Origin of the sequence: Paenarthrobacter sp. 2TAF44, assembly GCF_052114885.1 — a bacterium.
GTDB lineage: Bacteria > Actinomycetota > Actinomycetes > Actinomycetales > Micrococcaceae > Arthrobacter.
This window is the reverse complement of the sequence record NZ_JBFRFP010000060.1, coordinates 1-698: the sequence shown is the minus strand read 5'-3', so window position 1 is coordinate 698 and position 698 is coordinate 1. Positions and strand designations below refer to the sequence as shown.

1 protein-coding gene is annotated in these 698 nt (G+C 66.8%); it reads right to left on the bottom strand.

The features are described 5' to 3' along the window. Positions 1–698 (bottom strand): transketolase-like TK C-terminal-containing protein (locus tag AB4Z15_RS24940; protein WP_442019404.1); only part of this gene is annotated, 698 nt, incomplete at both ends.

The window sequence follows — 698 nt, the reverse complement described above, 5'->3', positions numbered from 1 at the left end:
TTGAAGTAGCGGCGGGCGGCTTGGCGGGTGTCGGAGAAGCCGAAGCCGTCTGCTCCGAGGGAGGCGAAGTCGTTGGGGATGAATTGGCGGATTTGGTCGGGGACGGCTTTCATGTAGTCGGACACGGCGATGACGGGTCCGGTGGTGCCTGCGAGTTGTTCGGTGATGAAGGGGGTGCGGGCGGGTTGGCCGGGGTTGAGGAAGGCGTGTTCTTCGGCGGCGAGGCCGTCGCGTCGCAGTTCGTTCCAGGACGTCACGGACCAGACGTCGGCGGCGACTCCCCAGTCCTCGGCGAGGATCCGGGCGGCGTCCAGGGCCCAGGGCACGGACACGCCGGAGGCGAGGATGTTCGCGGTGGGCCTGGTGTCCCCGGTGGTGTTTTCCGGGGCGGCCGCGAGGCGGTAGATGCCCTTGATCAGCCCGTTGATGTCCAGGGCCTCGGGTTCGGCGGGTTGGGTGATGGGCTCGTTGTAGACGGTGAGGTAGTACATCACGTTACGGTCTTCACCGGTGCCCTCCGCCTCGGTGTCGGTGCCGTCGTTGTCGGGGCCGTACATTTCTTCGAGGCCGTGGCGGATGATGTGGCCGATTTCGTAGCCGTAGGCGGGGTCGTAGGTTTTCACGGCGGGGTTGGTGGAGGCCAGGATGGGGGAGTGCCCGTCGGCGTGTTGGAGTCCTTCGCCGGTGAGGGTGGTTCG